The sequence below is a fragment of the Cupriavidus sp. CuC1 genome, assembly GCF_044627735.1.
GTDB classification, from domain to species: Bacteria; Pseudomonadota; Gammaproteobacteria; order Burkholderiales; family Burkholderiaceae; genus Cupriavidus; species Cupriavidus ulmosensis.
The window spans coordinates 1-23,876 of record NZ_JBIUHC010000038.1 but is presented as its reverse complement, the minus strand read 5'-3'; the positions used below and the strand labels follow the sequence as shown (position 1 = coordinate 23,876).

23 protein-coding genes and 1 tRNA gene are annotated in these 23,876 nt (G+C 67.0%); 13 read left to right on the top strand and 11 right to left on the bottom strand.

Annotated features, from left to right (window positions below):
- A complete protein-coding gene (locus ACGLHR_RS18055; protein ID WP_400095632.1) occupies nucleotides 1-1,968 on the bottom strand; it encodes an APC family permease in 1,968 nt (655 codons plus the stop codon).
- A gap of 186 nt (nucleotides 1,969-2,154) precedes the next feature.
- Nucleotides 2,155-3,627 (bottom strand): PLP-dependent aminotransferase family protein, encoded by a 1,473-nt coding sequence (locus tag ACGLHR_RS18050; RefSeq protein WP_400095630.1) that lies wholly within the window; start codon nucleotides 3,625-3,627, stop codon nucleotides 2,155-2,157.
- A 159-nt stretch (nucleotides 3,628-3,786) separates the two neighbouring features.
- Here ACGLHR_RS18050 and ACGLHR_RS18045 point away from each other — a divergent pair, with 159 nt between their 5' ends.
- On the top strand, nucleotides 3,787-4,482 hold the full coding sequence (locus ACGLHR_RS18045; RefSeq protein WP_400095628.1) for a pyridoxamine 5'-phosphate oxidase family protein: 696 nt from the start codon (nucleotides 3,787-3,789) through the stop codon (nucleotides 4,480-4,482).
- A gap of 14 nt (nucleotides 4,483-4,496) precedes the next feature.
- The gene (locus ACGLHR_RS18040) at nucleotides 4,497-4,802 is read left to right on the top strand and encodes an EamA family transporter (RefSeq protein WP_400095627.1); all 306 of its coding nucleotides are present in this window, start codon (nucleotides 4,497-4,499) and stop codon (nucleotides 4,800-4,802) included.
- A gap of 39 nt (nucleotides 4,803-4,841) precedes the next feature.
- Here the strand turns inward: ACGLHR_RS18040 and ACGLHR_RS18035 are convergent, their stop codons facing one another.
- The gene (locus tag ACGLHR_RS18035) at nucleotides 4,842-5,663 is read right to left on the bottom strand and encodes an inositol monophosphatase family protein (RefSeq protein ID WP_400095626.1); all 822 of its coding nucleotides are present in this window, start codon (nucleotides 5,661-5,663) and stop codon (nucleotides 4,842-4,844) included.
- Nucleotides 5,664-5,800: 137 nt separating this feature from the next.
- On the opposite strand from ACGLHR_RS18035, the gene ACGLHR_RS18030 reads away from it, so the two are divergent.
- From ACGLHR_RS18030 to cysE, 3 genes are read left to right on the top strand one after another with little or no spacing between them, the layout of a single operon-like run.
- A complete protein-coding gene (locus tag ACGLHR_RS18030) occupies nucleotides 5,801-6,814 on the top strand; it encodes an RNA methyltransferase (RefSeq protein ID WP_400095624.1) in 1,014 nt (337 codons plus the stop codon).
- Between the two features lie 4 nt (nucleotides 6,815-6,818).
- Nucleotides 6,819-7,400 carry a PrpF domain-containing protein gene (locus ACGLHR_RS18025; RefSeq protein WP_400095622.1) on the top strand — a complete coding sequence of 194 codons (582 nt, stop codon included), beginning with the start codon at nucleotides 6,819-6,821 and terminating at the stop codon, nucleotides 7,398-7,400.
- A 31-nt stretch (nucleotides 7,401-7,431) separates the two neighbouring features.
- A complete protein-coding gene (gene cysE / locus ACGLHR_RS18020) occupies nucleotides 7,432-8,352 on the top strand; it encodes a serine O-acetyltransferase (protein WP_318230752.1) in 921 nt (306 codons plus the stop codon).
- A gap of 57 nt (nucleotides 8,353-8,409) precedes the next feature.
- Here the strand turns inward: cysE and ACGLHR_RS18015 are convergent, their stop codons facing one another.
- The 4 genes from ACGLHR_RS18015 to ACGLHR_RS18000 form a co-directional block, all read right to left on the bottom strand.
- A complete protein-coding gene (locus tag ACGLHR_RS18015) occupies nucleotides 8,410-9,198 on the bottom strand; it encodes a UDP-2,3-diacylglucosamine diphosphatase (RefSeq protein WP_400095620.1) in 789 nt (262 codons plus the stop codon).
- Nucleotides 9,199-9,280: 82 nt separating this feature from the next.
- The gene (locus tag ACGLHR_RS18010) at nucleotides 9,281-9,781 is read right to left on the bottom strand and encodes a peptidylprolyl isomerase (protein ID WP_267606156.1); all 501 of its coding nucleotides are present in this window, start codon (nucleotides 9,779-9,781) and stop codon (nucleotides 9,281-9,283) included.
- Between the two features lie 32 nt (nucleotides 9,782-9,813).
- Nucleotides 9,814-10,398 (bottom strand): peptidylprolyl isomerase, encoded by a 585-nt coding sequence (locus tag ACGLHR_RS18005; protein WP_318230754.1) that lies wholly within the window; start codon nucleotides 10,396-10,398, stop codon nucleotides 9,814-9,816.
- A gap of 70 nt (nucleotides 10,399-10,468) precedes the next feature.
- Nucleotides 10,469-11,167 (bottom strand): tetratricopeptide repeat protein, encoded by a 699-nt coding sequence (locus ACGLHR_RS18000; protein ID WP_400095618.1) that lies wholly within the window; start codon nucleotides 11,165-11,167, stop codon nucleotides 10,469-10,471.
- Nucleotides 11,168-11,410: 243 nt separating this feature from the next.
- Between ACGLHR_RS18000 and cysS the strand changes: the two genes are divergently transcribed.
- The 7 genes from cysS to ACGLHR_RS17965 all read left to right on the top strand — a co-directional run bounded on the left by cysS (nucleotide 11,411) and on the right by ACGLHR_RS17965 (nucleotide 18,787).
- On the top strand, nucleotides 11,411-12,799 hold the full coding sequence (gene cysS / locus ACGLHR_RS17995) for a cysteine--tRNA ligase (protein ID WP_400095616.1): 1,389 nt from the start codon (nucleotides 11,411-11,413) through the stop codon (nucleotides 12,797-12,799).
- Nucleotides 12,796-13,719 carry a DNA-3-methyladenine glycosylase family protein gene (locus ACGLHR_RS17990; protein WP_400095615.1) on the top strand — a complete coding sequence of 308 codons (924 nt, stop codon included), beginning with the start codon at nucleotides 12,796-12,798 and terminating at the stop codon, nucleotides 13,717-13,719. Before cysS ends, ACGLHR_RS17990 begins: the two co-directional genes overlap by 4 nt.
- 114 nt (nucleotides 13,720-13,833) lie before the next feature.
- Nucleotides 13,834-14,805: an acetyl-CoA carboxylase carboxyltransferase subunit alpha gene (locus ACGLHR_RS17985; RefSeq protein ID WP_006163150.1), complete on the top strand. Its 972-nt coding sequence runs from the start codon at nucleotides 13,834-13,836 to the stop codon at nucleotides 14,803-14,805.
- Complete coding sequence (gene tilS / locus ACGLHR_RS17980; protein WP_400095613.1) at nucleotides 14,771-16,228, top strand: tRNA lysidine(34) synthetase TilS; 1,458 nt, start codon at nucleotides 14,771-14,773, stop codon at nucleotides 16,226-16,228. The genes ACGLHR_RS17985 and tilS overlap by 35 nt, the downstream gene beginning before the upstream one ends.
- A gap of 164 nt (nucleotides 16,229-16,392) precedes the next feature.
- A complete protein-coding gene (locus tag ACGLHR_RS17975; RefSeq protein ID WP_183030978.1) occupies nucleotides 16,393-17,643 on the top strand; it encodes an aspartate kinase in 1,251 nt (416 codons plus the stop codon).
- Nucleotides 17,644-17,793: 150 nt separating this feature from the next.
- Nucleotides 17,794-17,887, top strand: a tRNA-Ser gene (locus ACGLHR_RS17970).
- Nucleotides 17,888-18,244: 357 nt separating this feature from the next.
- On the top strand, nucleotides 18,245-18,787 hold the full coding sequence (locus ACGLHR_RS17965) for a gamma carbonic anhydrase family protein (RefSeq protein ID WP_400095612.1): 543 nt from the start codon (nucleotides 18,245-18,247) through the stop codon (nucleotides 18,785-18,787).
- A gap of 24 nt (nucleotides 18,788-18,811) precedes the next feature.
- Here ACGLHR_RS17965 and ACGLHR_RS17960 read toward each other — a convergent pair whose 3' ends face one another.
- The 3 genes from ACGLHR_RS17960 to wrbA all read right to left on the bottom strand — a co-directional run bounded on the left by ACGLHR_RS17960 (nucleotide 18,812) and on the right by wrbA (nucleotide 21,353).
- Nucleotides 18,812-20,233, bottom strand: a complete 1,422-nt coding sequence (locus ACGLHR_RS17960) for an FAD-binding oxidoreductase (protein WP_400095610.1) — start codon at nucleotides 20,231-20,233, stop codon at nucleotides 18,812-18,814.
- Between the two features lie 86 nt (nucleotides 20,234-20,319).
- The gene (locus ACGLHR_RS17955) at nucleotides 20,320-20,751 is read right to left on the bottom strand and encodes a DUF2069 domain-containing protein (protein WP_400095608.1); all 432 of its coding nucleotides are present in this window, start codon (nucleotides 20,749-20,751) and stop codon (nucleotides 20,320-20,322) included.
- A complete protein-coding gene (gene wrbA, locus ACGLHR_RS17950; protein WP_267606164.1) occupies nucleotides 20,748-21,353 on the bottom strand; it encodes an NAD(P)H:quinone oxidoreductase in 606 nt (201 codons plus the stop codon). Before wrbA ends, ACGLHR_RS17955 begins: the two co-directional genes overlap by 4 nt.
- Nucleotides 21,354-21,509: 156 nt before the next feature.
- Here wrbA and ACGLHR_RS17945 point away from each other — a divergent pair, with 156 nt between their 5' ends.
- Nucleotides 21,510-22,874 carry a YihY family inner membrane protein gene (locus ACGLHR_RS17945; protein WP_400095606.1) on the top strand — a complete coding sequence of 455 codons (1,365 nt, stop codon included), beginning with the start codon at nucleotides 21,510-21,512 and terminating at the stop codon, nucleotides 22,872-22,874.
- Nucleotides 22,875-22,886: 12 nt separating this feature from the next.
- Here ACGLHR_RS17945 and ACGLHR_RS17940 read toward each other — a convergent pair whose 3' ends face one another.
- The gene (locus ACGLHR_RS17940) at nucleotides 22,887-23,204 is read right to left on the bottom strand and encodes an Mpo1-like protein (protein ID WP_400095604.1); all 318 of its coding nucleotides are present in this window, start codon (nucleotides 23,202-23,204) and stop codon (nucleotides 22,887-22,889) included.
- Nucleotides 23,205-23,876 lie beyond the last annotated feature (672 nt).

Here is a 23,876-nt window from a genome sequence, read left to right as displayed (position 1 = left end):
TCACGCCACGTTCATCGGCAGCAGCACCATCTGCTTTCCTTGCAGGTGCAGCCGTGCCTGAAGCTCGGCGGGGGTCTGGTTGTGCAGCCTGGCGGTGAGGAAATTGACGTGCTGGAAGATCAGCTTGCTGGCAAAGCAGACGCTGTTCGGGTATTCCGCCGTCACGGCATCGACCAGCGTCATGAACTCGAGCACCGGGTTTGTGCCGAATGCCGCGCGCGAATCGGCCGCCAGGCCGTGGCGCTGGCAATTGGCGACGTAGTAGCGCAGTGACTCGCCAATCGCCTGCTGAAGGTGGTGCAGGGTTTCCTGGCCCTCGTAGCTCTGCGCATCGACCTCTCCCACGGCCAGGAAGATCATGTTCTTGAAGTGTCCCGGAAACAGGCGCTCGACCCAGAGCAGTGCATGCATGCTGGCGCCGCGGTGCTTGCCCACCAGTACGATCGCGGTGGGCATTGTGCGGTCGAGCGGCCGCACGCGGCTCGCATCGACCAGCGGCGGGCTGCCTGCGAACAGGGCATCCGCGCGGGCGAGCTCGGTGCGGGTGGCCGTGTAGTGCCGCTTGACCAGCACGCACAATGCGATCACCAGGCCCGTTACCAGCACGGTCAGCCAGCCGCCGGCGGTGAATTTTTCCACCAGCGTGATCACCAGGACCGTAGCGGTGACCGTCAAGCCCAAGAGGGACAGGGCGAAGCGCACGATCCAGCGCGGCTCGCCGCGATGGCGCCACCAATAGATGCACAGGCCAAGCAGCGACAGGCTGAAGGTCAGGAACACATTGATGCTGTACAGCACCACCAGGACCGCAACCTGGCCGTGCGTCCACAGCAGGATCAGCAAGCTGGCCACGCCCATGACGATGACGCCGTTCTGCCGCACCAGCCGGGCGGAGAGATCGCGGAAATGCCGCGGCACCCAGTAGTCCGCCGCCATGTTCGACAGCACCGCCGGGCCGTCCAGGAAGCCGGTCTGCGCCCCTACGAGCAGCAGCCCGGCCTCCGAGGCCAGGATCGCCGCGAGCAGCGCTTGGTGGGACCATGCCGAGCCGAAGCCGAGATGGTCGATGATGCGGTCGAAGACCACGGCGTTCAGCGTCTTGCCCTCCACCGGGGATGCGTTCCAAAGCATATACAGCAGGATGATCCCGCCCGCCGTGAAGGCCAGTGAAGTCGCCATGTAGAACATCGTCCACTTGCCGTTCGGCACCCGCGGCTCGGCCAGCATGTTCACGTTGTTCGAAACCGCCTCCAGCCCGGTGTAGGTACCGCCACCCAGCGAGAACGCGCGCATCAGCAGCGCAGCCACCACGATCGGCCCCATCGCCTGCGACATCCCGGACGCCTCGCCAATGGCGTTGGGCACGACCGCGCCAAGGTGATCGCCGTGCGCGGCAACGCCATACACGATCAGCCCGAGATGCAAGACCACGAAGGCCAGGAAAATCGGCATCAGCACCAGGATCGATTCCTTCATGCCGCGGAAATTGAGCCCCGTCATCATGACCACGATCGCCAGCTCGGTTGCCAGCTTGAGGGGTTGCGCCTCGACCGGCAGCAGGCTGAAGAACGCGTCGACGCCGCTGGCCAGCGAGGTCGCGACGGTGAGCACGTAATCGACCAGCAACGCCGCGCCCGACACCAGTCCGGGGCGCGGCCCCAGCAAGGCCGTGGCCACGCGGTAGCCGCCGCCGCCGGTGGGGAACAGCTCGATGACCTGGTTGTAGCCGACCGCGATGATGAATACCGTGCTGGCGGTGGCAAGGGCAAGGAAGAGTGCCAGCGGCGTGTGGGTGCCCAGGGCCAGGAATGCCTCCTCGGGCCCGTAGCACGAGGAGGAAAGCCCGTCGGCGCCCAGCCCCACCCAGGCCAGCACCGGCACCACGGCGATCGCGTGGCGGGTTTCCGGCGCGAGCGGGTCGAGCGGCTTGCCGGCCAGGTGCCTCCACCACTTCGACAATGCCGCCATGTTCGCCACTTGGGATGCGATTGGGACGCGACTGGGACGCGACTGGGACGCGATTGGGACGCGATTGGGACGCGATTGCGGCTGGCGGCGTCGCTGCCCGCGTGCCAGCACAGGGAGCTCGGCACTCCCATGGAAGTAATGTAGGCGGCGAGCGGGCCGATTCGCAAGCACGGGTTCAGCGCCGTGCTACGACGCCGGCTCGCCCCGCAGCGCGTCGATCACCTGTGCCAGCCGCGCGATCAGCCCGTCGATGGCGCCGGCCGGCACGCCGGCATAGCCGAACACGAAGCCGTTGTACTGCGCCAGCGGCGTGCCGGGCAAGCGGTAGGTGCTCAGCGGCCGCACGATCAGTCCCTGCGCGCGGGCCGCGCGGGTGACCACGGTATCGGCAAGAGGCAGTTCCAGGCGCGCGGACAGGTGCATGCCGCCAGCGCTGGCCGATACCGTCAAGCTGCCGCGCAGGTGGCGCGCCAGTGCGGCCTCCAGGGCGTCGCGGCGCAGTCCGTAGCGCTGGCGCATGCGGCGCAGGTGGCGGGCGAACTGGCCGCTGTCGATGAAGTCGGCCAGGGCGATCTGCTCGGCCACGTGGCCACGCCGGGTGATTTCGCCAAGCGTGCCGGCGATGGTCTCGGCCAGGTAGCGCGGCACCACCATGAAGCCCAGGCGCAGCGCCGGGAACATGGTCTTGCTGAACGTGCCCAGGTAGATCACCGGCGCATCCTCGCTGAGCCCCTGCACGGCCGAGAGCGGCACACCGCCGCGGCGGAACTCGCTGTCGTAGTCGTCCTCGACGACCCAGGCGCCGGCGGCGCGGGCATCTTCGATGAGCTTGAGGCGCCGTTCCAGGCTGAGGATGGAGCCCAGCGGATACTGATGGGATGGCGTGATGTAGATCAGCCGGGGCGGGGCGTCGCGCCATTGCTCGGGGCGGGGCGCCAGTCCGTCCGCATCCACCGCCACGGGCTCGAGCACAAGCCCGGCCGACTGGAAGGCGGCCCGCGCGCCGCCGTAGCCGGGATTCTCGATCCAGGCCGTGTCGCCGGCATCGGCCAGGATGCGCGCGCACAGGTCCAGGCTGGTCTGCGTGCCGTCGGTGATGAAGACCTGGTCCATGTCGCAGCGCACCCCGCGCGAGACCTTCAGGTACTCGGCGATGGCGTGGCGCAGCGCGGGCTGCCCTTCGACCTTGCCGTAGCCAAGATGGCGGGGACCGAGCTGGCGCCAGGCGCGTTCGATGCAGCGCCGCCACGCGGCCAGCGGAAAGCCATCGAGGTCGGGCACGCCCGGCACGAAAGGCAGCAGGTCGTGCATGCCGTCGGCATCGCGCCGCAGTCCGCGCACGCGCTGCGACAACGCGGCTCGCTTGACCGCCCCCGCGCTGTGGCCGGCTTGCACCAGGCCCACGCGCGCCACCGTGGTGCCGTGCCGCGTCGGCACCACGAAGCCTTCCGCCGCCAGGCTCTCGTAGGCGTAGATCACCGAGTTGCGTGCCATGCCGAGCTCCGCCGCCAGCGTGCGCGTGGCGATCAGCTGGCTGCCCTGGGCGATCCTGCCGTCGAGGATGGCGCCGCGCAGGCATTCGTACAGGAGCCGCTGCTGGGTGAGCTTGCGGCCATCGAGCTGGCGCGTGAAGGTCGAGACCAGCAGGCCGTAGTCCATATCGTGGTTTCCGTGGGTTCCGTGTTTTCCGTGGTTCTAAAAACTGTGCGTCGATTGGGTCTAGCCATGGTGCCACGAAAACCCTATCTTGGCTGCATCGCCGCAACGCGATGCATTGCCGTGCGGCAAGCCCCCCCAACCCCATGACAAGGAGCCACCATGAGCCAGAAACCCATGCCGCCGAGCGAACGTACCCGCGTGCGGCGCGTTGCCGAGCGCGGCCATTACGATCGCGCGACCCTGCATGCGATCCTCGACGATGCTTACCTGTGCCACCTGGCCTTCACCGACGATCACGGCATCCACTGCATTCCCACCGCGTGCTGGCGCGAGGGCGAGCACCTCTACATCCATGGCTCCAATGGCAGCCGCATGCTGAAGCTAGCCGCGACAGGCAGCCAGGTCTGCGTAACCGTGACGCACCTCGACGGCCTGGTGATGGCGCGATCCGCGTTTCATCATTCGATGAACTACCGCTCGGCGGTGATCTACGGCAGTTTTGAAGTGGTGGGTGGCGCGGCGAAGGCGGCGGCGATGGATGCCTTCCTGGAGCGCATTGCGGTGGGGCGTTCGGGCGAGGCGAGGCCAGGGGATGCCAATGAGCTGGCGGCGACCACGGTGTTGCGCATCGGGCTGGAGGAGGCGGCCACCAAGATCCGCAGCGGCGGGCCCAAGGATGACGAGGCCGATATGGCGTTGCCCGTATGGGCGGGCGTGCTGCCGCTGAGCCTGCAGGGGCAACGGCCGGTGCCGGATGGCTTGCAGCGCAGCGTGCCGGACTATGTGCGGCGCTGGGGGGAGGGCGCCTGCGCCGAGGCGGAGGTGCCGGACAGGGCTGTCGCGGTTGATGCTTGAGCCGGCAGCACGCCATGGCCATCCCTGTGCTTTCACGTCGAGAGGCCATCGCGCTGCTGGCCGTGCTGGGGCTGCTGTACGGCGGGGTGTTCGGTATCGCGCTGGCTTACCTGGCGCTGACCACGGTGAACCGCGCACTGCCGGCCATGGCGACGTCGCTCGGCCTGCTGGGGGTGCCGGTGTTCGGCAGCCTGTGTTCGGCCCTGGTGCTGGGCGAGCCGCTTGGGCGGCCGCTGCTGGGCGCAATGGCGATGATCGTGGGCGGCGTGGCAGTCGGCATCTGGCATCCTGCCGGGGCGCCGCCGCGCCCGTCACGCTGAGCGCGGTCAGGCGGCCGCGGTGCGTCGCTGCCGGGGTCCTTAGCGGGCCGGCTTGGCGTTGTCCACCGAGAACGGGGACAGCAGGCGCACCATCTGCGCGAACGCCTTGGGGTTGCCGGCCAGCACTTCGCCCTGCTCGAGCTGGCGCGCTTCGCCCGAGTAGTTGCCCACCAGGCCGCCGGCCTCGGTCACCAGCAGCATGCCGGCGGCCATGTCCCACGGGTGCAGGCCTTGCTCGAAGAAACCATCGGTGCGGCCGCAGGCCACGTAGGCCAGGTCCAGCGCCGCGGCGCCCGGGCGGCGCAGGCCGGCGCAGCTTCGCGTCATCAGCGCGAACAGTTCCATGTACTGGTCCAGGCCTTCCATGTCGCGATAGGGGAAGCCGGTGCCGATCAGGCAGTCGGCCAGCTTGTCGCGGCGGGACACACGGATGCGGCGGTTGTTCAGGAACGCGCCGGCGCCCTTGCTGGCTGTGAAGAGTTCGTCACGCGCCGGATCGTAGACGACGGCTTGTGCCGGCACGCCCTTGTGCAACTGGGCGATGGAAACCGCATACTGCGGGAAGCCATGGATAAAGTTGGTGGTGCCGTCGAGCGGGTCGATGACCCAGACGTATTCGCTGGTGGGTTCTTCGCCCTCGCCCCAGGACTGGCCGGACTCTTCCGCTAGAATGGCGTGATCCGGGTAGGCCGTGCGGATGATCTCGACGATCGCGGCCTCGGCGGCGCGGTCGACTTCGGTGACGAAATCGTTGTGCTGCTTGCGGGAGACCTGAACCCGGTCGACGTCCATCGACGCGCGGTTGATGACGGAACCTGCCTTGCGGGCCGCCTTGACGGCAATATTTAGCATCGGATGCATGAATCTCTCCAGGCCGGCCAAGGGTGCGCGGCCTGGCGCAAAAGGCCGGCGCGCTGCCCTTCGGGGCGGCTGACAACACAACGGATTGTAGAAGAACGGGCGCGTCGCTATCGCATAAAACGGGCGGCGCACCGAAGATGAAGCCTGAATTGTATATGAACCCGCAGAACCAGACGAGCGCGGACGCCAGCGGCGCCCCCGCCGCAGCCCCCGCCACCCAGGCCGGCCCGGAGCTTGATCCCCCATCTGGCGCGCCTTCCCAGGCAGTTTCCGCTGTCGCTGCGCAGGCCGCAGCCGCTGCGGCCCTGATGGCCCCCGCCGCGTTCGCCGCCGTGCGCTTCGTGCTGGTCGAGACCAGCCACCCCGGCAATGTCGGTGCCGTCGCGCGGGCCATGAAGACCATGGGTTTCGGTACCGAGCCGGGCAGCCTGGTGCTGGTTTCGCCACGTGAGCCGGCGGTGCGCGAGCATCCGGATGCCATCGCCATGGCCAGCGGCGCCGACGACGTGTTGGCAGGCGCGGTGATCGTCGAGAACATCGAGGCCGCTCTGGCCGGCACCGCTTACGCAGTGGCGCTCACTGCACGCCAGCGCGAGTTCGGGCCGCCCCGCCTGCTGCCGCGCGACGCGGTGGCGCAGGCCGGGGCCCGCATTGCCGCCCTGCAAGCCACCCCGCAAGCCATCCAGCAAAGCACCGCCGCCGCCGGTGCCCACGTAGCCTTCGTGTTCGGCAATGAGCGTTTCGGCCTGCCCAACGAGGTGGTCGACCGCTGCTCGGCGGTCACCCATATTCCCGCCAATCCCGCTTACACCTCGCTCAATCTTGCCCAGGCCGTGCAACTGGTGGCCTACGAGATGCGCCTGGCGCTGCTGGAGGTGAGGGCGACGCCGCTCGCCGAGATCGGCTATGCTGGCGAACCGGCCACGGCCGAGCAGATCGAGGCCATGTTCGGCCACCTGCAGTCGGGGCTGGAAGCCATCGGCTTCCTCGATCCGGCCAGCCCGAAGAAGCTCATGCCGCGCCTGCGCCGGCTGCTCGCACGCAGCGGCCTGGAGCGCGAGGAAGTCAATATCCTGCGGGGCATCGCCAAGCACATGCTGGCGGCCGCGCAAGGCCCCGGCGCACGGGCGCCAACCAAACAGGAGAAGTGAGCAGGTGGAGATTCCGGCCTACTACATGCGTGGCGGCACCAGCAAAGGCGTCTTCTTCCTGGCTGACGACTTGCCCACCGATCCGGGCGACCGCGACGGCGTGCTGCTGCGCGTGATCGGCTCGCCCGATCCGCATGGCCGGCACAGCGATGGCATGGGCGGCGCCACCGCCAGCACCAGCCATGTCGTGCTGGTGCGTTCCTCGCAGCGTCCCGATTGCGATGTGGACTGCCTGTTCGGCGCGGTGGCCATCGGCGAGCCGCGCATCGACTGGGCCGGCAATAGCGGCGACCTGCTGGCGGCGGCGGGCCCGTTCGCGATCTGGCGCGGTTTTGTGCCCGCGCGCGACAGCGTCACCTCCGTGCGCATCTGGCAGCAGAACGTGGGCCAGGCCTGCGTTGCCCGCGTGCCTTGCCGCAATGGCCATCCGCTCGAGGATGGCGATCTTGCCGAGGACGGCCTGCCGTTTGCGGCGGCCGGGATCGTGCTCGACTACCTCGCGCCCGCGGGTGCGTCATTGCCTTCGCGCCCCACCAGCGCGCGCCGCCTGATGACCGGCCTGGTTCACGTGCCCGAGCGATGTTGATGGCAGGCGCCGCCTGTCCCGGATGTTCCACATGTCCCGCGGACCAGCCGGCGTCATTGCAGTCAATGTCCATGGCGGCAGCAGGGTAGCAAATCTCTTACACTCCCTGATCCCGTTTTCACCGGCCAATGACCATGCTGGCGATCGCGCGCCAGCCCTGGTGACCCAGGGCGCGCGGCGCACCGCGTGGCAACACGACACGACCAAGATGTTCACTCGCCTGAAGGAAGATATCGACGCCATCATGCGGCGCGACCCCGCCGCACGCAGCCGTCTGGAGGTACTGACCTGCTATCCCGGCTTTCACGCCGTGATGTTCCATCGCTTCGCGCATGCCTGCTGGAATGCAGGGTTTCACTGGCTGGGCCGCTGGATTTCGCACTGGGCCCGCTTTTTCACCGGCATCGAGATCCACCCCGGCGCCAAGGTGGGGCGGCGCGTGTTCATCGATCACGGCATGGGCGTGGTGGTGGGCGAGACCGCGGAGATCGGCGACGACTGCACCATCTACCAGGGCGTGACCCTGGGCGGGACCTCGCTCTACAAGGGCGTGAAGCGCCATCCCACGCTGGGTGCGAATGTGGTGGTGAGCGCCGGGGCCAAGGTGCTCGGCGGCTACACCATCGGTGACGGCGCGCGCATCGGCTCCAATGCCGTGGTGCTCAAGCCGGTGCCGCCGGGCGCCACCGCGGTCGGCATTCCGGCGCGCATCATCTTGCCGGACGCGCCCAGCGGGCAGCAGGGCGCCAAGCAGGAGTTCTCCGCCTATGGCATCACGCCGAACGCGGACGACCCGGTCTCGCTGGCGCTCAAGAGCCTGATCGACAACGCGGCGCAGCAGCACGAACGGCTGGAGACCGTGATGGCCGCGCTGGATCGCCTGGGCGAGCATCTCGAGAACACGCCGAACGACCGCTTCGATGCGAGCGAGTTGCGCAAGTTGATGAAGTGAGCTGACGAAGTGATTTGACGAAGCAGGCGGATGCAGCAGGAAAGGGGGGATTCGGCGTCAGCCCACTTGCGGCAGCACGCTGAATCCACCCGCGTCGAGTTGCAGCACGGCGGCGCGCGGCCGCTTGCCGTCGAGGTCCCAGTCGGTCAGCACCCAGCGCACGCCTTCCGGGCTTTCATGCCGGGCGGGGCGGTGGGTGTGGCCATGCACCAGGGCCGGCGCCTGGCTTGCGCGCAGTAGTGCGGCCACGGCCTGCGGGGTGGTGTCGCCGTAATCGGGCGGGGCATCGCGGCGGGCCTGTGTGCGGCCGGCCTCGCTGTCCGCGCGCAGCCGGCGCGCCACGCGCAGCCGCAGCGTCAAGGGCAGCGACAGGAAGACACGCTGCACCCAGCGTTTGCGGGTCCAGTGGCGAAACCGCATGTAGCGTGCATCGTCGGTGCACAGCATGTCGCCATGGCTGAGCACCACGCGCTGGCCGGCGCAGTCGATCACGGTGGGGTCGGGCAGCAAGGTGGCGCCTGCGGCGCGCGCAAAGCGCTGCCCCAGCAGGAAGTCGCGGTTGCCGTGCATCAGGTAGACCTTGGCGCCGCGCTCGGCAAGCCGGCGCAGGCTGGCGGCCACCTGCGCCGCGAAGGGGCTGTCGGTTTCTTCGTCGCCAACCCAGAATTCGAAAAAATCACCCAGGATGAACAGGGCGCGCGCCTCTTGCGCCGCGCGTTCGAGCACGTGCTCGAAGGACGCCAGCGTGCGCGGCATGCCGGGGGTGAGATGCAGGTCGGAAATGAACCACGCCGGCGCTGGCACCGCGAGGGCGCCGGCGGCCGGCGTGGATGGGGTCACAGTCATGCGGTTGGAAAGAGAAGCTGGCCTGACGTCATGGTGCGACCCCGCGGGGCTCGGTGAAACGTGTCCCGGGATGGCCAGTGGCTTATTCGACCACCACGGCCTTTTCGATGACCACGTCTTCGAGCGGCACGTCCTGGTGGAAGCCAGCGCTGCCGGTACGCACGCCCTTGATCTTCTCGACCACGTCGGTACCGTCGACAACCTTGCCGAACACGGCATAGCCGAAGCCTTGCGGGGTCGGCGAGGTGAAGTTCAGGAAGTCATTGTCGACCGCATTGATGAAGAACTGCGCGGTGGCCGAGTGCGGTGCGTTGGTACGCGCCATGGCAACCGTGTAGCGATCGTTCTTCAGGCCGTTGCCGGCTTCGTTCTCGATCGGGGCATCGGTGCCCTTTTGCTTCATGCCGGGTTCGAAACCGCCGCCCTGGATCATGAAGTTCTTGATCACACGGTGAAAAATGGTGTTGTCGTAGTGACCCTTGCGCACATACGACAGGAAGTTTTCAACCGACTTCGGTGCCTTTTCAGCGTCGAGTTCGATGGTGATGACACCCTGGTTGGTGTGGAGCTCTACCTTGGACATTGGATTTCCTTTGTTCGGTGTTTGTTCGGCGGTTATTTGACAACGGTAGCCGATTCGATCACGATCGGCGTGGCCGGCACATTGCGCATCGGGCCATACGAGGTGGTGGGCGCGTTCTTCATCTTGTCGACGGTATCCATGCCTTCCACCACCTTGCCGAACACGGCGTAACCATTACCGTCCGGCTGCGGATAGTCGAGACTGGAATTATCCACCACATTGATGAAGAACTGGGCGGTGGCGGAGTTCGGATCGCTGGTGCGTGCCATGGCCACCGTGCCGGCCTTGTTCTTCAGCCCGTTCTGGGCTTCCAGCGGGATCGGCGCGCGCGTGGGCTTTTGCTTCATGTCCCGGTCGAAGCCGCCGCCTTGCACCATGAAGCCGTTGATGACGCGGTGGAAGATGGTACCGCTATAGAAGCCGCTCTTCACGTACTCCATGAAGTTCGCGACGGTCTTGGGCGCGGCGTCCGGATAGACCTCGAGCGTGAACTTGCCGGCGCTGGTGACGAACTGCACCCGCTCGGTTTTTGTCTGCTGTGCCTGCGCGGCCAGCGGCGAGAGCGCCATGGCGGCGGCGGCGATGCCGGCAAGGACGAGGCGACGCGAAAAGATCATGCTTGACTCCGTGGATCGGGGAAACGATAGGGCCGGGCAGGGTCGCGGCCCCGCCCGTTGGGCAAGGTAATTAAGGTTTGGGCGCGGCGGCCGGCTCGCTGGCGGCCGCGCCTGGCTTGCGGGTGCCGACGGCCGGTGGCTGGGTGGCCGCGACAGGCTGCAATTGCTTGAGGCCGGCAGCGGCGCCCGCATCCTTGGGATTGCGGCGCAGGGCGTTGCGGTAGGCATTCTCGGCCATGCGGCGGTAGACATCGCCAAGGTTGGCATAGCCCACGGCGAAATCGGGCTTGACATCGATCGCGAGCAGCAATTCCGCTTCGGCGCGCTTCAAGTCCCCGCGCTTGGCATACAGCAACGCCAGGTTGTTGTGTGGTTCGGGCAACTCCGGGAAGTCCTGGGCCATGGATTGCAGCGCCGCGATGGCCTCGTCCTCGCGCCCGGCCTGGGCCAGGGCCCATGCACGCTCGAAGCGCGCCTGGGCATTGCGCGGGTTGGTGGCCAGCACGCGGTCGAAACGGTCGATGGCCTCGCCATACTGCTTCTGCGCCGCCGCCTTTTCGGCGTCCACCATGCCGGGGTCGGCCGAGCGCACGCCGCCGGGCGCGGTGCCCGGCACCGCGAGCGATAGCGGACCGTTCTGCGCGCGCGCGGGCGCTGCGACGGCAACGAGGCCTGCCAGGATCGCCGCCAAGGCGAAGGAGGCGGCCGCAAGGCGTTGGCGCGCGGGCTGGGATGAAGCGGTTGCTATGGTGGGCAGGAACAGGCTCATGTATGGGCGGTCCGTTATACTCCGCGGCATTCTAGCAAAGCGCGGGCATGCCGGCCCGGGTATCGGTGCGATGGCCTCGCCGCGCGGGCTTGCGGTACTGCGGCGCAAGGCGCGGCAACGGCCCACCGCGCCCGGGCGCTTCCGGTAAGATATGGGTCGCGCCAGGCTTTAGGCAGGCGCCAGGTAGCCGGTCTCGCGAATGGCGCGACAATGGCGCAATCCCTCATCCATTCACCTCGTTTCATGCATCCTCTGAATATCTACAACACGCTCGCGCGTGAAAAGCAGCCTTTCGTGCCAATCGAACCCGGCCGTGTACGCATGTATGTCTGCGGCATGACGGTGTACGACTATTGCCACGTCGGCCATGCGCGCGTGATGGTGGTATTCGACATGGTGCAGCGCTGGCTGCGCACCGCCGGCTACGACGTGACATATGTCCAGAACATCACCGATATCGATGACAAGATCATTCGCCGCGCCGCGGAGAATGGCGAGACCATCGGCGCGCTGACCAACCGCTTCATCCGCTACATGCACGAGGATGCCGACGCGCTCGGCATCCAGCGCCCGGACCATGAGCCGCGCGCCACCGACTACGTGCCGCAGATGCTCGACATCATCAGCAAGCTTGAATCCCGCGGCCTGGCCTACCATGCCAGCGACGGCGACGTGAACTACGCCGTGCGCAAGTTCCCCAACTACGGCCGCCTGTCGGGCAAGTCGCTGGAGGACCTGCGCGCCGGCGAGCGCGTGGCCACCAACGAAGCCAAGCACGATCCGCTCGACTTCGTGCTGTGGAAGTCCGCCAAGGAAAGCGAGCCCGCCGAAAGCAAGTGGGACTCCAAGTGGGGCTCGGGCCGCCCTGGCTGGCATATCGAGTGCTCGGCGATGAGCTGCGCCTTGCTGGGCGAGCATTTCGACATCCACGGCGGCGGCGCCGACCTGCAGTTCCCGCACCATGAGAACGAGATCGCGCAGTCCGAGGGTGCCAGCGGCAAGACGTTCGTCAACCTGTGGATGCACAACGGCTTCGTGCGCATCAATGACGAGAAGATGTCGAAGTCGCTTGGCAACTTCTTCACCATCCGCGACGTGCTCAAGGAGTACGACGCCGAGGTGGTGCGCTTCTTCATCCTGCGCGCGCACTACCGCAGCCCGCTGCACTACAGCAATGTCCACCTGGAAGACGCCCGTCACTCGCTGACGCGCCTGTACACGGCGCTCAAGGACGTGCAACCCGATGTCCTGCCGCTGGACTGGGAAGAGGCGCATGCGCGGCGCTTTGTCGACGCAATGGGCGACGACTTCAATACGCCGATCGCCATGGCCGTGCTGTTCGACCTGGCCGGCGAAGTCAATCGCACTGGTTCTTCCGTGATGGCGCGCCAGCTCAAGGGGCTGGCCGCCACGCTGGGCCTGCTGGGGCGCGATGCCCATGCGTTCCTGCAAGGCGGCAAGCCGGCCGATGGCCTCGAGCCGGAGCAGATCGAAGGGCTGATCGCGGCGCGCAAGCAGGCCAAGGCCGATCGCAATTTTGCCGAAGCCGACCGCATCCGAGCCGAGTTGCTCGCGGGCGGCGTGGTTCTCGAAGACAAGCCCGGCGGTGCTACCGAGTGGAGGCGCGCTTGAACGCTGCCGTGCGCAAGACGGCGACGCCCGCGGCGCCGTCCAAGACTGCTGCGACCACCAAGGCCAAGTCCGCGGCCAAGCCGCTGGCGCCCGCGAAACTGCTTAAGGCGAGCACGGCGGCGAAGGTGGCCAAGCCAGCCAAGCCAGTGAAGGCGGCCGCCAAGGAAGCTGGCAAGTCACTTGGCCCGGTGTTAAAGGCGGACGGCAAGCCCGCGCTCAAGACCGGCGCGCGCGCGGCCAGGGGGCCTGTGCTGCCTGAAGCCGAGGCGCTGCCGCTGCCGGTTGAAACGGTGGTGGATGCCGTGCGTCCGGCTTACTGGGATGAGGCCTGCGCCGACCTGATGAAGCGCGACCGCATCCTGCGCAAGATGATCCCCACCTACGGCCCCGCGCACCTGATCTCGCGTGGCGACCCGTTCATCACGCTGGCCCGGTCCGTAGTGGGCCAGCAGATCTCGGTGAAGGCCGCGCAGACGGTGTGGGAGCGGCTGGTGGTGGTCTGTCCCAAGCTCACGCCGGCGCAGATGCTCAAGGCGGGCCACGACAACCTGGCCGCCTGCGGCCTGTCGCGCCGCAAGGCGGAATACATCGTCGATCTTGCCGAGCATTTCAAGGCAGGGCGCGTGCATGTGAATAGCTGGACCGAGATGGATGACGAAGCCGTCATCGCGGAGCTGACGCAGATCCGCGGCATAGGCCGCTGGACCGCCGAAATGTTCCTGATGTTCAACCTGATGCGGCCCAATGTGCTGCCACTCGATGACGTCGGCCTGATCAACGCCATCTCGACGAATTATTTCAGCGGCGAGCCCGTCACGCGCAGCGAGGCGCGCGAGGTTGCGGCCAACTGGGAGCCGTGGCGCACCGTCGCTACCTGGTATATGTGGCGTAGTCTTGATCCCTTGCCTGTGACGTATTAGGCTGGAAGGCAGCAAAATTTGCACGGAAGTGCGCGAGACTGCATCCGCAGACTTGCGGTTTAGTGGGCGAATTCCGGTAGAATGCGCTCCTTCACAGACAGGTACGCGAGTCTCATGAAAACCACCTTCCTAGATTTTGAGCAGCCTATTGCCGAACTCGAGGCAAAGATCGAAGAACTGCGATTTGTGCAGGACGATTCGGCTGTCGATATCTCCGAAGAGATTTCGCGGCTGGCCGGCAAGAGCCAGCAGCTTACCAAGGACATCTACGCGAACCTGACCCCATGGCAGGTGGCACAGATCGCCCGGCACCCGCAGCGTCCTTACACGCTGGACTATGTGCGGGAGATCTTCACCGATTTCCACGAACTGCACGGCGACCGCGCCTTTGCCGACGATCTGTCGATCGTGGGCGGCCTGGCTCGCTTCAACGGGCAGGCGTGCATGGTGATGGGCCACCAGAAGGGCCGCGACACCAAGGAGCGCGCGCTGCGCAACTTCGGCATGTCCAAGCCCGAGGGCTATCGCAAGGCCAAGCGCCTGATGGAACTCGCCGACAAGTTCGGCCTGCCGATCTTCACCTTCGTCGACACCCCGGGGGCATTCCCCGGCATCGACGCCGAAGAGCGCGGCCAATCCGAAGCCATCGGCCACAATCTCTATGTCATGGCAGGCCTCAAGGTGCCCCTGATCGCCACCATCATCGGTGAAGGCGGCTCGGGCGGCGCACTGGCGATTGCCGTAGGCGACGTGGTGCAGATGCTGCAGTTCGCCACCTACGCCGTGATCTCGCCGGAAGGCTGCGCGTCGATCCTGTGGAAGACCGCCGAGAAAGCGCCGGAAGCTGCCGAAGCCCTCGGCCTGACCGCGCACCGCCTCAAGGCGCTCAGCCTGATTGACAAGATCGTGAGCGAGCCGCTGGGCGGCGCGCACCGCGACGTCAAGGGCATGGCTGCCATGCTCAAGCGCTCGCTGGCGGATTCGCTGCGCCAGTTCCAGGGCATGAGCGTGAAGGAGCTGCAGGCACGCCGTCATGAGCGCCTGCTGGCCTATGGCAAGTTCAAGGAAACCGGCGCACCGGGCTGACCCGTCCGCCGGCCTGACCGACAAGGTCGCACAGGCGCTTCAGGCCGGTGCGGCCTTTGTTGTTTCTGGCGACGGCGCGCGGGCAGGCACGGTGGCGGTGGCCCTTTCCGGCGGACGCGATTCGGTCGCGCTGCTGCACGCGCTGCGTGCGGCCGTGGTGGCGTCGTCGCTGCCGCTGCGCGTTGTCGCACTGCATGTGCATCATGGCCTGCAGGCCGAGGCGGACCAGTGGGACGCTTTCTGCGCCTCGCTGTGCAGCGACTGGCAACTGCCGTTTTTCAGCCGCCGCGTCACCGTGACCCAGGGGCAGGGCGAAGGGCTGGAGGCAGCAGCGCGGCGCGCGCGCTACGCTGCGCTCGAGGCCATGTGCGACGAGGCCGGGGCGCAACTGCTGCTGTTCGCGCATCACCTGGACGACCAGGTCGAGACCGTGCTGTTGCGCCTGTTCCGCGGCAGCGGGCTGGCCGGGCTTGGCGGCATGCCGCGCCTGCGCCGGCTTGGGGAGAGGCAGCAGATCGTATTGCTGCGTCCCTGGCTTGAGGTCGGCCGCGACGACATCGATTCGTACTGCGCCATCCACGCGCTCCCCTGGATCGACGATCCTTCCAATGACGATGCCCGTTTCGCCCGCAACGCGCTGAGGCAGCAGATGCCGGCGCTGGCTGCCGCGTTTCCTGCATTGCGTGCCAACGTGGCGCAGGCTGCAGCGCACCTGGCGCAGGCCGGCGAATTGCTCGACGCGCTCGCCACGCAGTGGATGTCGGGGCTGGTGCGCACGCCGCGCGATGCCAGCACGCTGGCCGAGCTGGATCTCGCGGGGCTGCGCGCGCTCGCGCCGGCCCAGGCCGATGCCGTGCTGCGCCTGTGGCTGCGCGAGCTCGGCACGCAGGCCCCGTCCACCGCGCGGCTGTCCGCCATGCGCGCGCAACTGATCGAACACGAAGGCGGCGAGCCCGCCATCCATCACGAGGCCCTGGTCTTGCATCGCTTCCAGGGGCGCGTGCTGGCACGCCGCGCCGGGCCGGCCATCGCGTCGGAAGACCTGGCGCTGCATTGGCAGGGCGAAGCAAGCCTGCCTGTGCCCGCGTGGCATGGCGAGCTGCGCTTTACGCGCGACGATACCTTCGGCCTGCCGGAAGCGGCACTGCGCCGCCCCATGCGCCTTGCTGCGCGGCAAGGCGGCGAGCGCATCGTGCTGCGCCCGGGCGGGCCCGCGCGCGCGCTCAAGCAGGCCTACCAGGAAGCTGGTGTGCCGATGGCGCGCCGCGCGCGGCTGCCGCTGCTGTGGTCTGGCGACCAGCTTGTGTTCGCGGCTGGCCTGGGCATGCACCGGCGCTGGCCGGATGCGCCGGCCGCGCCGCGCTGGCGTGTCGAATGGGTCGAGTGGGTGGATGCGCCGGGCCACATCGCGCCGATCGATTAAGCCTCGGTAAGCCGCCTTCGGGCCGCTTTCAGGCCGCTTTCTGGCCGCAGCAACCCTTGCGCGCCACTTGCCGCGGCCGTCGTCCGATGCCCTCACGCCTTGCCTTGGGTCGCCCCTTCGTGTATTTTCAGGGGTTTTGCACAATCGCTGGTGTCGACAAACAGATGGCTCTCATCGTTCACAAATACGGTGGCACTTCGATGGGTTCTCCGGAACGCATCAAGAATGTCGCCAAGCGCGTTGCCAAATGGCATCGTGCAGGTCACCGCGTAGTCGTGGTGCCTTCGGCCATGTCGGGCGAGACCAATCGCCTGCTTGGCCTTGCTAAGGAAATTTCGGCGCAGCCGAGCCCGCGTGAGCTGGATATGCTGGCCGCCACCGGCGAGCAAGCCAGCTCCGCCTTGCTCGCGATTGCGCTGCAAGGTGAGGGCGTCGACGCGATCAGCTACACCGGCTGGCAAGTGCCGGTGAAGACCGACTCGTCCCACACCAAGGCCCGCATCGAGTCCATCGATGACGAGCGCATCCTGGCCGATCTCGACGCCGGGCGCGTGGTGGTGGTCACGGGCTTCCAGGGCATCGACGACAACGGCAATATCACCACGCTGGGCCGTGGTGGCTCCGACACCTCGGCAGTGGCGATCGCCGCCGCCATCGAGGCTGAGGAATGCCTGATCTACACCGACGTGGACGGGGTCTACACCACCGATCCGCGCGTGGTCGAAGACGCTCGCCGCCTGGACCAGATCACCTTCGAGGAAATGCTGGAAATGGCCAGCCTGGGCTCCAAGGTGCTGCAGATCCGTTCGGTGGAATTCGCCGGCAAATACCGCGTGAAGACCCGCGTGCTGTCGTCGCTCACCGACCCCCTGATGCCCCTCGAGCAAGAAATGCACTCGGGCACGCTGATCACTTTTGAGGAAAATTCTGAAATGGAAGCAGCCGTCATCTCCGGCATCGCCTTTGCCCGTGACGAGGCGAAGATCACCGTCCTGGGCGTGCCCGACAAGCCCGGCATCGCGTACCAGATCCTGGGCCCGGTTGCCGACGCCAACATCGACGTCGACATGATCATCCAGAACCAGTCCGTCGACGGCAAGACCGACTTCACCTTCACCGTGCCGCGCGGCGAATACCAGCGCGCGCTCGCCATCCTCAACGATGGCGTGAAGGCCCATATCGGCGCTGCCAGCGTATCGGGCGACCCGAAGGTGTCGAAGGTCTCGGTAGTCGGCGTGGGCATGCGCTCGCACGTCGGCATCGCCAGCAAGATGTTCCGCACGCTGTCCGAAGAAGGCATCAACATCCAGATGATCTCCACCTCGGAAATCAAGATCTCGGTGCTGATCGACGAGAAGTACATGGAGCTTGCCGTGCGCGCGCTGCATAAGGTGTTCGAGCTGGATCAGGCGTGATCCATGCGAAGCAGGCCGCGTGCGGCCTGCGCTTCTGACGGGCCGACCAAGTTTTTTAAATTAGTCATCGAATCACCGTTGACCAATTGAAATTGGCCCGATAGAATACGCGCTTCGTTGTGTGGCCTCCCTCACACAACGGCAGATTTGGGAGACGTGGCCGAGAGGTCGAAGGCACTCCCCTGCTAAGGGAGCATCCGGGCCAAAACCTGGATCGAGGGTTCGAATCCCTCCGTCTCCGCCACTACACATCGTATTGGCGGCGGAACCCCGGAAGATTGCGGTCTTCCGGGGTTTTGTTTTTTGTGGCGTCGAATCGCGCGAGCGTGCGGCATGCGCGTTTCGGCGCGGAGTGGCACAGCGATTGCCACTAGATGAAATCGCGCGGCAGCGCGATGAACATCGACGACGGCGCCAGCCGGACCTGAGCCAGGTGCTGGAGCGGATGGCGGGCTTCATCAAGGACCGCGTGGGGCACGGCTGAGAGCGAAGATCGGATTAGAATGCGCGTGCCAGCGCATGTTCACGCCTGACCCGGCGCCACCCCGGCGCGGCGGCGCATGCGTTTGATTGGCGGCTTTCAGGTTTTCAGGCTTACATCGTGACCATTCGCAGCTTCCAGGGCAAGGCCCCCCAACTCGGCGACCGCGCGTTCGTCGACCCCAGCGCCGTCGTGATCGGCGACGTAGAGATCGGCGCGGACAGTTCCATCTGGCCGCTGGTGACCATCCGAGGCGACATGCATCGCATCCGCATCGGCGCGCGCACCAGCGTGCAGGACGGCAGCGTGCTGCACATCACGCATGCCGGGCCGTTCAACCCCGAGGGCTTTCCGCTCACCATCGGCGACGACGTGACGATCGGGCACAAGGCGCTGTTGCATGGCTGCACGGTGGGCAGCCGCATCCTGATCGGCATGGGCACCATCGTGATGGACGGCGCGGTGATCGAGGACGAAGTGATCCTCGGCGCCGGCAGCCTGGTGCCGCCGGGCAAGGTGCTAGAGAGCGGGCATCTCTATGTCGGCAGCCCGGTGAAGCAGGCGAGGCCGCTGACGGAGAAGGAGCGCGGTTTCTTCCGCTATACGGCGGCCAACTACGTCAAGCTGAAGGACCAGCACGTGGCGGAGTTGAAGGGCACGTGAGCGCCTGCCCGCCGCCGCATTCGCCTAGACCACCTTGCCCGGATTCATCCGCCCCTGCGGATCCAGCGCCTGCTTGATCGCCCGCATCATCGCCAGTTCCACTTCGCTCTTGTAGCGCCGGTTCTCTTCACGCTTGAGTTGGCCGAGCCCGTGTTCCGCCGATATCGATCCCCGATGCGCGTGCACACTGTCATGCACGATCAGGTTGATGGCTTCCGAATTGCCGAGGAATGCATCATGGCTCTCGCCCACCGGGGGCGAAACGTTGTAATGCAGGTTGCCGTCGCCAAGATGGCCGAAGGTGACCATGCGCGCGCCGGGAAAGGCTTGCTGGATCAGGGCGTCGGTGGTGTCGATGAAGTCCGCGATGCGCGAGATGGGCAGGGCGATGTCGTGCTTGATGTTCTTGCCTTCGTCGACCTGGGCGAGCGGGATATGCTCGCGCAGGTTCCAGAAGTCGCGCGACTGCTGCACGGATTCGGCGACTACCGCGTCTTGCACCACGCCGGCTTCGAAGGCGGTTTCCATCAGCGCTTCGAAGATGGCGCGCGCATGGTCTTCGCTTTCGTTGTCGGAGAGCTCCAGCAGCACGACTTGCGGATGCGGCCGGTCGAACGGATAACGCAGTTGCGGGTAGTGGGTCGTGACCAGCGACAGGCACCGCTCCGACATCAGCTCGAAGCCGGTGAGCATGGCGCCGGCGCGCTGCTGTGCGATAGCGAGCAAGGCCAGCGCCGCGCGCGGGTTGGCCACGGCGGCCAGCGCGGTGACGCGGGCGCGTGGCAGCGGGTAGAGTTTCATCACGGCGGCGGTGATGATGCCGAGCGTGCCTTCCGCGCCGATAAAAAGGTCGCGCAGGTCGTAGCCGGTGTTGTCCTTGCGCAGGCCACGCAGGCCGTCCCAGATCTCGCCGGCAGGCGTTACCACTTCCAGCCCCAGGCAGAGCTCGCGCGTATTGCCATAGCGCAGCACGGCCGTGCCGCCCGCGTTGGTGGAGAGGTTGCCGCCGATGGTGCAGCTGCCTTCCGCGGCCAGGCTCAGCGGGAACAGCCGGCCGTGCTCGCGCGCGGTGTCTTGCAACTGCTGCAGGATCACGCCGGCTTCCACGGTGATGGTGTTGTTGAGCGGGTCCACCTGCCGCACCCGGTTCAGGCGCTGCAGCGAGATCACCACCGACGCGGGTTCCGCCTGCGGCGTGGCGCCGCCGCATAGCCCCGTATTGCCGCCTTGCGGCACCACGGCCAGCTTGTGCGCGTGGCAGGCGTGCACGGCGGCGGCGACTTCCTCCGCCGAGCCCGGCCGCAATACCGCCACTGCCTCGCCCGTGTAGCGCTTGCGCCAGTCGGTCAGGTAGGGGGCCTTATCGGCGGCGTCGGTCAGCACGTGCTGCTCGCCGAGCGCGGCGCGGCAAAGGGCAAGGAAGGAGTCGAGGTGCGAGGCGTTCATGGCGGTGGGTCCGGGAGGGCGGCCGCCGTGGCGGCGGCCGCGCTGGGATGGATCGGTGCGGGCTGACGGCGAGCTCGCCGGCGTGGTCATTTGCCGGGCTTGGCCGGCTGCAGGGCCTTGGCGCGGCGCTTGTAAGGGCGCAGGTAGAGGACGGTGCCGAAGAAGAACACAAGCGTCAGCGCGACCTCGATCCACGCCAGCGTGGAAGATGGCGCGCGGTCGCTGGTGGCGCGCACGATGCCTTCGGTGAAGAACAACAGGATCAGCATCGAAGACCACTGCATGGTGTAGCGGTTGCGGGTCAGCACGCCGCGCAGCGGCAGCAGCAGTGGCAGGAACTTGAGGATCAGCCAGGAGCCGCCAGGACGCAGCGGCGCCAGGAACCATTCCCAGGCGATGCACAGCACGATCAGCGCAATCAGGCTGCCCGCGCTCAGGCGCCACAGGGCGGCGTTGTGCAGCGCGCCGTCGCTGGCGTTGGCGGCGGACGGTGCCGCGGGGTTCGGGGCGGCGCTCATGCGCGGCTCCCGCCGGCCAGCCGCAGCGCGGTCTCGGCCAGGCGCTTGCCCATGGCGCGCGCGAGCGCGGCTTCATCCTCGGACACCGGCGCGCTGTTGTCCACGCGCGCGTGGTGGCTCGGACCGTAGGGCGTGCCGCCGCCGGTGGTGGTCATCAGCGCGCTTTCCGAATAGGGCAGGCCCATGACCAGCATGCCGTGATGGAGCAGGGGCAGCATCATCGACAGCAAGGTGGTTTCCTGGCCCCCGTGGAGGCTGCCGGTGGCGGTGAACACGCAGGCGGGCTTGCCGGTGAGGGCGCCCGACAGCCACTGGGCCACGGTGCCATCGAGGAAGTACTTCATCGGCGCGGCCATGTTGCCAAAACGCGTGGGGCTGCCCAGGGCCAGGCCGGCGCATTCCTCCAGGTCGCGCAGTTCCGCGTACGGCGGGCCATCCGCGGGGATATCCGGGGCGGTGGCTTCGCTCACTGTCGAGACGGGCGGCACCGTGCGCAGGCGCGCCTGCGCGCCGGGCACGCTGTCGACGCCGGTGGCGATGCATTCGGCCAGCTTGCGGGTGCTGCCGTGGCGGCTGTAGTAGAGGACTAAGAGTTCGGTCATGGACAGGGCTGCGGCGCCCCACGGGTAACCGGGGGGCGCCAGGATGGGGCGGTCCCGGGAGGCAGGCCGGGTTTGTGCCTTGCGCGGCGCGCGAAGGCAATGCGCGTATTATAGTTGCGGCCCCGCCACTGAATCCGGTTAGGAGTTTGCCCCAGCATGTTTGCCGCCCGCATCGTTCGCCTGCGCAGGGAATGGAACCTGCAAAAACTGCGCGCGCTCACCCGCTACGCGCTGCGCCGCGCCGGCGAAGGCCGCTTGCCGCAGGTCGCGGCCAGCCTGACATTCACCACGGTGCTGGCGGTGGTGCCTGTGCTGACGGTGGCCTTTGCCTTGCTGGCGGCCTTCCCGGTGTTCCGCGAGTTTCGCAGCGAGACCGAGTCATTCCTGTTCCAGAACCTGATTCCGGGCAACGTCAGCAATTCCATTACCAGCTACCTCGGCCAGTTCGCCAAGAACGCCAAGGGCCTGACCGCCGTGGGCCTGGGCGGCCTGATGGTGACTTCGGTGCTGACCATGCTGACGGTGGAGGACGCGCTCAACGCGATCTGGCGGGTCAAGCAGCGCCGCCCGCTGGCGCAGCGCGTGCTGGTCTTCTGGGCCGTGCTGACGCTGGGCCCCGTGCTGATCGGCGCCAGCCTGTCGATCAGCTCCTACCTGATCTCGGTCTCGGCCGGCTATGTCGGCACCATGCCGTTCGGGCTGGGGCTGGTGGTGAGCCTGACGCCGGTGCTGCTCTCGGCGGTGGCTTTCGCCTTTCTCTACACCGCCGTGCCCAACGCCAACGTGGAATGGCGCGATGCGATTGCCGCCGGCCTGGTGGCGGCGCTGGCCTTCGAGCTGGCCAAACGCGGCTTCGGTTACTTTGTCACCCATATCCCGACCTACACCGCGGTCTACGGCACCTTTGCCGCGCTGCCGATCTTCCTGCTGTGGATCTACCTGAGCTGGCTGGTGACCTTGCTGGGCGCCACCATCGCCGCCAACCTGCCGGTGATCCGGCAGGGCTACTGGCGCCGCCGCACCTTTGCCGGCAGCGAGTTCTTCGACGCGCTTGGCGTGCTCTACCTGCTCTACCGGGCGCGGGACGAAGTGCCGCGCAGCGTCGGCGAGCTGGACCTGGGGCGCAAGCTGCGGGTCGAGGCGGATTACCTGGCGGACCTGCTGGGCAAGCTCAAGGCCATGCATCTGGTCGGCAGGCTGGCGCAGGATCGCGGCCAGGCGCACTGGGCGCTGCTGTGCGACCCGGGGCAGGTGACGCTGCGCACGCTGCACGACCGGTTGGTGCTGAACCTGCCGCGCCTGCCGCGCACGGCCCTGGCGCAGCAGCTGCAGGGCGCCGATGCACTCAAGCAGGTGCTGGACAACCCACGCCTGGACCAGCCGCTGGAGGCGGTTTTCCGGCGCCGGCAACAGGATCAGCAGGGGCAAGCGCAGGCAGGGTCGGCAGCCCAGGAACGCCCGGCCGATCCCGCACGGCGCACCCTTGAGGTGGTGCCGCCCGGCTGGCACGGCCAGGTTTGATAGCCTCGTGGGCTAGAAGGGAATCCTGCCGCGCCACATCTCGCTGTACATGACCCAGTCGCCCATCAGGCTGTAGAGCGGATGGCGGAAGGTGGCGGGGTGGTTCTTCTCGAAGGCGAAATGGCCGACCCAGGCGAAGGCATAGCCTGATACCGCGGCCGCTGCCAGCCACCACCAGTTGCCGCTGAGGATCAGCGCGAGCAGGCACAGCAATGCCACTGTGGAGCCGGCGAAATGCAGGCGGCGGCAGGTGGGGTTGCGGTGTTCGTTCAGGTAGAACGGGTAGAAGGCGGCGAAATTCTCGAACTCACGGGGGTGGGCCTGGGGCATGGCGGGTTCCTGTGGGGGGTTCGGGGGAGGTTTTAGTTTATGTGGGGTGTGGTGGCGGCTGCAACTGCAACTGCAACTGCAACTGCTTAACGTCAAAAGCAACTGCAGTTTCACCACCCCTGCGGGGCGGCGACCTACTTTTTTGTCTTGCCAAAAAAGTAGGCAAAAAAGGCGCGCCGGATGGGGCGACACCCCCTCGGGATTCGACGAAAAGAGCGGCCGGGACCCAAACTCGCATCGCCTTAAGGCGATACTCAGACATGGGTCCCTCTTTTCCGCTCTTTTCGCCGAATCCCGAGGCGCCCCATACGGCCTCTGCACACCTTGACGGCTCGCTTCGCATCGCGCTGGGATGTGGCCCGCCCTTCGGGCGCTTCACACGGCTACACCAGTTGGTTGATCTTGCCGCTGGTTGGCTCCCCTCTCCCACTTGTGGGAGAGGGGCCGGGGGAGAGGGCGGGCGCTCGCTACGCCGCAGCGTTCAACCTGCCGCTACCACCTTGCGCGCGAACGCCGCCAGTGCGTCGAGTACCTCATCCGGCCTTTCCCCCATCAGCGCATCACACGGCTACCACAATGGGTCGATCAGTTGAACGGTTGATCTTGCCGCTGGTTGGCTCCCCTCTCCCACTTGTGGGAGAGGGGCCGGGGGAGAGGGCGGGCGCTCGCTAC

Bases quoted from the DNA above. Each gene is read 5' to 3' on its own strand.
- ACGLHR_RS18055 (WP_400095632.1), bottom strand. From the start codon at position 1,968: ATGGCGGCATTGTCGAAGTGGTGGAGGCACCTGGCCGGCAAGCCGCTC.
- ACGLHR_RS18035 (WP_400095626.1), bottom strand. From the start codon at position 5,663: ATGCATCCGATGCTAAATATTGCCGTCAAGGCGGCCCGCAAGGCAGGT.
- wrbA (WP_267606164.1), bottom strand. From the start codon at position 21,353: ATGACCGAACTCTTAGTCCTCTACTACAGCCGCCACGGCAGCACCCGC.
- ACGLHR_RS18030 (WP_400095624.1), top strand. From the start codon at position 5,801: ATGAAGCCTGAATTGTATATGAACCCGCAGAACCAGACGAGCGCGGAC.
- ACGLHR_RS18015 (WP_400095620.1), bottom strand. From the start codon at position 9,198: ATGACTGTGACCCCATCCACGCCGGCCGCCGGCGCCCTCGCGGTGCCA.
- ACGLHR_RS18045 (WP_400095628.1), top strand. From the start codon at position 3,787: ATGAGCCAGAAACCCATGCCGCCGAGCGAACGTACCCGCGTGCGGCGC.
- cysE (WP_318230752.1), top strand. From the start codon at position 7,432: ATGTCCCGCGGACCAGCCGGCGTCATTGCAGTCAATGTCCATGGCGGC.
- ACGLHR_RS17985 (WP_006163150.1), top strand. From the start codon at position 13,834: ATGAAAACCACCTTCCTAGATTTTGAGCAGCCTATTGCCGAACTCGAG.
- ACGLHR_RS18050 (WP_400095630.1), bottom strand. From the start codon at position 3,627: ATGGACTACGGCCTGCTGGTCTCGACCTTCACGCGCCAGCTCGATGGC.
- ACGLHR_RS17940 (WP_400095604.1), bottom strand. From the start codon at position 23,204: ATGCCCCAGGCCCACCCCCGTGAGTTCGAGAATTTCGCCGCCTTCTAC.
- ACGLHR_RS18010 (WP_267606156.1), bottom strand. From the start codon at position 9,781: ATGTCCAAGGTAGAGCTCCACACCAACCAGGGTGTCATCACCATCGAA.
- ACGLHR_RS18040 (WP_400095627.1), top strand. From the start codon at position 4,497: ATGGCCATCCCTGTGCTTTCACGTCGAGAGGCCATCGCGCTGCTGGCC.
- ACGLHR_RS18005 (WP_318230754.1), bottom strand. From the start codon at position 10,398: ATGATCTTTTCGCGTCGCCTCGTCCTTGCCGGCATCGCCGCCGCCGCC.
- ACGLHR_RS17975 (WP_183030978.1), top strand. From the start codon at position 16,393: ATGGCTCTCATCGTTCACAAATACGGTGGCACTTCGATGGGTTCTCCG.
- tilS (WP_400095613.1), top strand. From the start codon at position 14,771: ATGGCAAGTTCAAGGAAACCGGCGCACCGGGCTGACCCGTCCGCCGGC.
- cysS (WP_400095616.1), top strand. From the start codon at position 11,411: ATGCATCCTCTGAATATCTACAACACGCTCGCGCGTGAAAAGCAGCCT.
- ACGLHR_RS18000 (WP_400095618.1), bottom strand. From the start codon at position 11,167: ATGAGCCTGTTCCTGCCCACCATAGCAACCGCTTCATCCCAGCCCGCG.
- ACGLHR_RS17955 (WP_400095608.1), bottom strand. From the start codon at position 20,751: ATGAGCGCCGCCCCGAACCCCGCGGCACCGTCCGCCGCCAACGCCAGC.
- ACGLHR_RS17960 (WP_400095610.1), bottom strand. From the start codon at position 20,233: ATGAACGCCTCGCACCTCGACTCCTTCCTTGCCCTTTGCCGCGCCGCG.
- ACGLHR_RS17945 (WP_400095606.1), top strand. From the start codon at position 21,510: ATGTTTGCCGCCCGCATCGTTCGCCTGCGCAGGGAATGGAACCTGCAA.